Raw genomic sequence first — 6,326 nt, forward strand, 5'->3', positions numbered from 1 at the left:
CCGGTTGTCGACGGTGCCGAGCGTGCGGGCGTGCGGCCGGCGGTTACGGGAGTCCCCAGGCCGCACCGGGTTCGGCGACGGCGACGGGCGCGATGACCAGGTCGGGGCGGGAACCCGAGTGGATCAGCACCTCGCGGCCCCGGGGCAGGTCGACGGAGAGGACGCCGTCGCCGAGGTCGTGGGTGCGGGCCGGGCTGCCGTCGTCGAGCAGCGCGGTGAGCCGGCCGACGAGCCCGTGCTTCACCTTGAGCGGCTCGCCCGCCAGACTCCTGATCCGGACGAACCGGGTGCGGCCCGCGGTGCGCACCGCGCTGACCAGGAACGCGCCCTGCGTGCGGAAGTCGTGCAGGGTGAGGTCCGTCCAGGCGGCCGGGACGGCCGGGAAGATCCGCACGACGCCGCCCCAGCTCTGGCAGAACATGTCGTGCAGCGACTGCGACGCGGACAGCGGCGTCTCGATGACGGGGCCGGCCTCGGTGTAGTGGGTGTTGGCCTGGCAGGGGTAGCGGGTCGTGGGATCGAAGAACTTGCGCAGATAGGCGAGGGCGGTGTCGCCGTCCCCGGTCATCGCGTACAGGGAGGCCGCGCCGGTGTAGCTGTACCCGCGGTGGGCGCCGGTCAGCGCGTGCCAGTGCTCGACGGACCTGATGATCAGCTCGCGGTTCTCGGGCTGGTCCCAGTTGACCAGGTACAGCGGATACACCATCAGCAGGTGCGAGTAGTGCCGGTGAGACTGGGCGTAGGGGGTGTCGGCGCCGATCATGAAGCCGTCGGCGTCGACGGGGTAGGGGGTGAGCCGGGCCAGGACGTCCCGCCAGCGGGGCGCCGCCTCGTCGTCCACGCCCAGCAGTTCGGCCGATTCCAGGAGCGTGCGGCACCCCCAGCGGATGAGGGCGAGGTCGTAGTTGGTGTCCTGCGGGGGCACGACCGGGTACTCCGGGGACAGCGTGCTGGGCAGGTGCAGCCTGCCGTCGCTGCCGGGGGTCAGGAAGTGCAGGTAGTAGTTGATCGCCCGGCGCAGCACGGGGTAGACCGTGTCGCGCAGCAGGCCTTCGTCCATGGAGTGTCGGTAGGACAGCCACACGTTGTGCAGCGCCCAGGTGAGGTCGCCGGTCTCGGCTCCGGTGCCCGGCCGGCCCACGTCGCGGGTGGCGAACATGTCCGAGCTGCGGCCCACGCCGGAGCTGTCGGAGCGGTAGGCGGCGGGCACGTTGGCGATCAGCTGTTCCTGGTTCTGCCGCAGCGTGCTGGCCAGCGAGTCGAGTTCGGGGTGGTTGGAGCCGTGGATGAGCCAGTACTCCAGCTGGACGTTGAGGTTCCACCAGACGGCGGGCCAGGGCGTGGGCTCGAGCCACGGTCCCGAGGTGGCCATGACCGGGCCGCCCGCCCGGCTGGCGGAGGCGACCTTGTAGAGCTGGATCCAGTGGAAGCTCTGCAACCGCTGGTCGGGGAACGAGACGAAGCTCTTGGGGTAGAACGCGTGCCACCAGTCGGTGTGGCGGCGGCGCAGGGCGGGGTAGGACTTCGCCCGGCGCAGGGCGCGCAGCGAGTCGGTCTCGGCGGCGGTGGTGGAAGGGGCGCTGTGTCCGACGCTGAGCAGCAGTTCCGCGCCGTCGCGGCGGTAGGCGGTGGCGGTCTGGCCGCCCGTGAGGGGTTGCAGCACCTGCTCGACGCCGTCGGCCGACGTCTTGGCGGTCCAGGGCGGGTTGGGGGTGTAGCCGGCCGGCGGGTCCTCCTGGATGCGCCGGGGACTGACGGCGTCCTCGGGGTGGAACGTCCAGACGACCCGCTCGCCGCCGTCGGCCGTGACCCGGACCGCCAGGACCTCGTCGTGGACGAGCGCGGCGAGGGTGAGGGTGCCGGCGCTGGTCGTGACGGTGCCGGTGAGTTCGGCGTTCCACAGGCTCAGCCGCCAGTCGACGGCGGTGATCGTGCCGACCGGGTCGAGGGTGAGGTGGCCGACGGGCAGCCGGCAGGTGCCCCAGCCGCTGCCGAACGCGGGCCGGTGGTCCTGCACCCGGCCGTGCTGGACGGTGAAGCGGATCCGGTTCGCGCCCGGTTCCTGATAGACCATGCTCCCGAGCAGGCCGTCGCCGAGGAAGGGACCTTCGTACCAGCGGGTCGGCAGTCTGCGCCAGACCAGGTCCTGGCCGTGCAGGAAGTCGGCCCAGGCGCGGTCGGAGCCCATCGTGTTGCGGAGTTTCCACGGGCGTTTCGCGCCGGCCGTCGGCGGGGCGGCGGACGCTGACCGCGCCTCGGACGACGGCCGGGGTCCGGCATGGGCCGTCCCGGGCAGGGCTGCCGCCGCGGCACCGCCGAGTGCGGTGCCGATCACGGCTCGACGGCGTAAGGGTGCGCTCTCTCCCGACTGCGGATGCATCGTCGTCCTCCAGACAGACGTGACGGGTCGTCAAGACATCGGGTGTATCGGCGAACCTAGAGATGCCCCGTGTACCTGTCAATGACTGGGCGGGGACTCGGTCCGGGAGAAGGAGCACAGTGCACGTGCACGAGCAGTGCTTGACTGCATGTGCTGCCCGTTTCCGCGCTCACCGCCCGCCTTCTTGACTCCTCCGATGTATTCAGCTTGTCTGTACCAATGACCGCCGCGTCGACGACGGGCGCATCGACGAGGGCGCGCGGACGCCGGTCCTGACGACGTGACGCCTGCCTACATGACGTCTGCCTCCGTGACGTCTGCCTACGTGACGCCTGCCTCCGTGACGTCTGTCGACGTGAGGCCCGTCGACGGCCGCGCGCCGCATGGGGGTTCGACCGGCAGGCCGCCGGTACGACGACGGCCGCGCCGCGCGCTCGTTCCCGGTCACCGCGCCCAAGAGCGGAGACCACGGAATCGAGCACGCGGCGCGGCCGGGGCCGGCGCCGGGACGTCGCTCAGACGTTGCGGCGGTACTGGCCTCCCACTTCGAAGAAGGCGTCGGTGATCTGCTGGAGGGAGCAGACCCGGGCGGCGTCCATGAGGACGGCGAAGACGTTGCGGTCGTTCACCGCCGCGTCCTTGAGGGCGCTCAGCGCCTCATGGGCCTCGTCACGGTGTCCCGCGTGGAAGGAGCGCACGCGCTCCAGCTGCGAGACCTTCTCCGCCTCGGTCGCGCGCGCCAGTTCGATGACGCCGGGCTCGGCGGTGTCGGCGTGCGGGTTGCGGAACGTGTTGACGCCGATGATGGGCAGGGTGCCGTCGTGCTTGCGCTGCTCGTAGAGCATTGACTCGTCCTGGATGCGGCCGCGCTGGTAGCCGGTCTCCATCGCGCCGAGCACGCCGCCGCGCTCGCTGATCCGGTCGAACTCCTGAAGGACCGCCTCCTCGACCAGGTCGGTGAGCTCGTCGATGACGAACGACCCCTGCAGGGGATTCTCGTTCATCGCCAGGCCCCATTCCCGGTTGATGATCAGCTGGATGGCGAGGGCGCGGCGCACCGACTCCTCGGTCGGCGTGGTCACGGCCTCGTCGTAGGCGTTGGTGTGCAGGCTGTTGCAGTTGTCGTAGATCGCGATCAGGGCCTGCAGGCTGGTGCGGATGTCGTTGAAGTCCATCTCCTGGGCGTGCAGGGAGCGCCCCGAGGTCTGGACGTGGTACTTCAGCTTCTGGCTGCGCTCGTTCGCCCCGTACTTCTCCTTCATCGCCACGGCCCAGATGCGGCGGGCCACCCGGCCGAGGACCGAGTACTCCGGGTCCATGCCGTTGGAGAAGAAGAACGACAGGTTGGGCGCGAAGTCGTCGATGTGCATGCCCCGGGCGAGGTAGGCCTCCACGTAGGTGAAGCCGTTGGCCAGGGTGAAGGCGAGCTGGCTGATCGGGTTCGCGCCGGCCTCGGCGATGTGGTAACCGGAGATCGACACCGAGTAGAAGTTGCGGACCTTCTGCGCGATGAACCACTCCTGGATGTCGGCCATCATCCGCAGGCTGAACTCGGTCGAGAACAGGCAGGTGTTCTGGCCCTGGTCCTCCTTGAGGATGTCCGCCTGGACCGTGCCGCGCACGCTCGCCAGCGCGCGCGCCCGCAGCTCGGCCGCCTCCTCGGGGGAGGGCTCGCGGCCCTCGGCGGTGCGGAAGGCTTCCGTCTGCTGGTCGATGGCGGTGTTCAGGAAGAACGCCAGGACCGTGGGGGCGGGGCCGTTGATCGTCATCGACACGGAGGTGGTGGGCGCGACGAGGTCGAAGCCGTCGTACAGCGCCTTCATGTCGTCCAGGGTGGCCACGGACACGCCGGAGGTGCCGACCTTGCCGTAGATGTCGGGCCGTTCGTCCGGGTCGCGGCCGTAGAGGGTGACCGAGTCGAACGCCGTGGACAGCCGGGTCGCGGGCTGGCCCTCGGAGAGCAGCTTGAAGCGCCGGTTGGTGCGGAACGGGTCGCCCTCGCCCGCGAACATGCGCGCCGGGTCCTCTCCGTCGCGCTTGAAGGGGAACACCCCGGCGGTGAAGGGGAAGCGGCCGGGCAGGTTCTCCCGGCGCCAGAACCGCACCAGCTCGCCGTGGTCGGTGAAGCGGGGCAGCGCGACCCGCGGGATCTTGTTGCCCGACAGGGACTCCCGGGTCAGCTTGGTGCGGATCTCCTTGTCCCTGATCCGCACCACCTGCTCGTCCCCCGAGTAGGCGGCCACGACCGCCGGCCACTCGCGCAGCTGCTCGGCGACCGGGTGCGGAAGGTTCCCGCGGGCCGTGTCGAGCAGCCCGCGCACGTTCGCCGCGTCGGCGCCGGCCTCGGCGAGCTCGCCGCAGACCGTCTCCAGGCGCTGCACCCGGCGCGCCGCTTCGGCCAGTCGCTCGGTCTCGGCGTGGTAGGCGCGGACGCGCTCGGTGATCTCGGCGAGGTAGCGCACGCGGTCCGCGGGGACCACCTGCCGGATCCCGGAGGAGTGACGCACCTCGACCGGCGCCAGCCTGCCCTCCGACAGCGGCAGGCCCTTCTCCGCCAGGGCGGCCTTGAGGTGCTGGTGCAGCGCGGTGACGCCGTCGTCGTTGAAGGTGGCCGCCGAGGTGCCGAACACCGGCATGTCCTCCGGCCGCATCCCGAACGCCTCGCGGTTGCGCACCAGCTGGCGGCCCACGTCACGCATGGCGTCCTTGGCGCCGCGCCGTTCGAACTTGTTGATCGCCACGACGTCGGCGAAGTCGAGCATGTCGATCTTCTCCAGCTGCGAGGCGGCGCCGAACTCCGGCGTCATCACGTACAGCGAGGTGTCGACGAACGGCACGATCGCCGCGTCGCCCTGGCCGATGCCCGGCGTCTCCACGATCACCAGGTCGAACCCGGCCGCCTTGACCACGTCGATCACGTCGGAGAGGTGTTCCGGCAGCTCGTGGCTGCCGCGGGTGGCCAGGCTGCGGAAGAACACCCGGTTGCCGTCGAGCGAGTTCATCCGGATCCGGTCGCCGAGCAGCGCGCCGCCGCCGCGCCGGCGGGTCGGGTCGACGGCGATCACCGCGATCCGCAGCTTGTCCTGCTGGTCCACCCGGAAGCGGCGCACCAGCTCGTCGGTCAGCGACGACTTGCCCGAGCCGCCGGTGCCGGTGATGCCCAGCACCGGGGTGCTGCGCGCCGCCGCGGTGGCCCGGACCTGGTCCGTGAACTCCTTCGGCAGCTTGCCGAGTTCCGCGCCCGTGATCGCGCGGGCGACGGCGAACCGGTCGCCGGCGAGCACACCCGCGGCGTCGGCGGGCTTGGCGTCCCACAGGTCGAAGTCGCAGTCGCGGACCACGGAGTTGACCATGCCGGCCAGGCCCATCCGCTGCCCGTCCTCCGGCGAGAAGATCGTCACTCCGCCGGCGCGCAGCCGGGCGATCTCGTCGGGGACGATGACACCGCCTCCGCCGCCCACGACCCGGACGTGCTCCGCCCCGCGCGCGTGCAGCGACTCCACCAGGTACTCGAAGTACTCCACGTGTCCGCCCTGGTACGAGGAGACGGCCACGCCGTGCGCGTCCTCCTCCAGCGCCGCGTCCACGACCTCCTGGACGGAGCGGTTGTGCCCGAGGTGGATCACCTCCGCGCCCTGGGACTGGAAGATCCGCCGCATGATGTTGATCGATGCGTCGTGGCCGTCGAACAGGGCCGAGGCCGTGACCAGACGGACGGGGTGCACGGGACGGTGCAGATCGCTCATGGGGCCTTCCCAGACAGATCACGGTGACGCCTACTGAGAAAATAGTAGGACGTCCTAGTAAATAGGGCGAGTGATGTGACCAGAAGCACAGGACGCGCGGCGGGGAGGGTGGTACGGGAGGGGCGGCAGGGACGCGGGAGACCGGTCTCAGGACCGGCCCGGGACCGGGGAACCCGGCCGGAGGGGCGGGGGAGGTCCGG

Annotated in this window: 2 protein-coding genes; both read right to left on the reverse strand. The window is 70.9% G+C overall.

Features of this window, described 5'->3' with window-relative positions:
- Positions 1 to 43 precede the first annotated feature (43 nt).
- A complete protein-coding gene (locus tag KMS84_RS26250) occupies positions 44 to 2,380 on the reverse strand; it encodes a glycosyl hydrolase family 95 catalytic domain-containing protein (protein WP_256918922.1) in 2,337 nt (778 codons plus the stop codon).
- Positions 2,381 to 2,895: 515 nt separating this feature from the next.
- A complete protein-coding gene (gene icmF / locus KMS84_RS26255) occupies positions 2,896 to 6,126 on the reverse strand; it encodes a fused isobutyryl-CoA mutase/GTPase IcmF (protein WP_256918923.1) in 3,231 nt (1,076 codons plus the stop codon).
- Positions 6,127 to 6,326 lie beyond the last annotated feature (200 nt).

Source organism: Streptomyces hilarionis, assembly GCF_024539675.1.
GTDB classification, from domain to species: domain Bacteria; phylum Actinomycetota; class Actinomycetes; order Streptomycetales; family Streptomycetaceae; genus Streptomyces; species Streptomyces hilarionis.

Bases quoted from the DNA above. Each gene is read 5' to 3' on its own strand.
- KMS84_RS26250 (WP_256918922.1), bottom strand. From the start codon at position 2,380: ATGCATCCGCAGTCGGGAGAGAGCGCACCCTTACGCCGTCGAGCCGTG.
- icmF (WP_256918923.1), bottom strand. From the start codon at position 6,126: ATGAGCGATCTGCACCGTCCCGTGCACCCCGTCCGTCTGGTCACGGCC.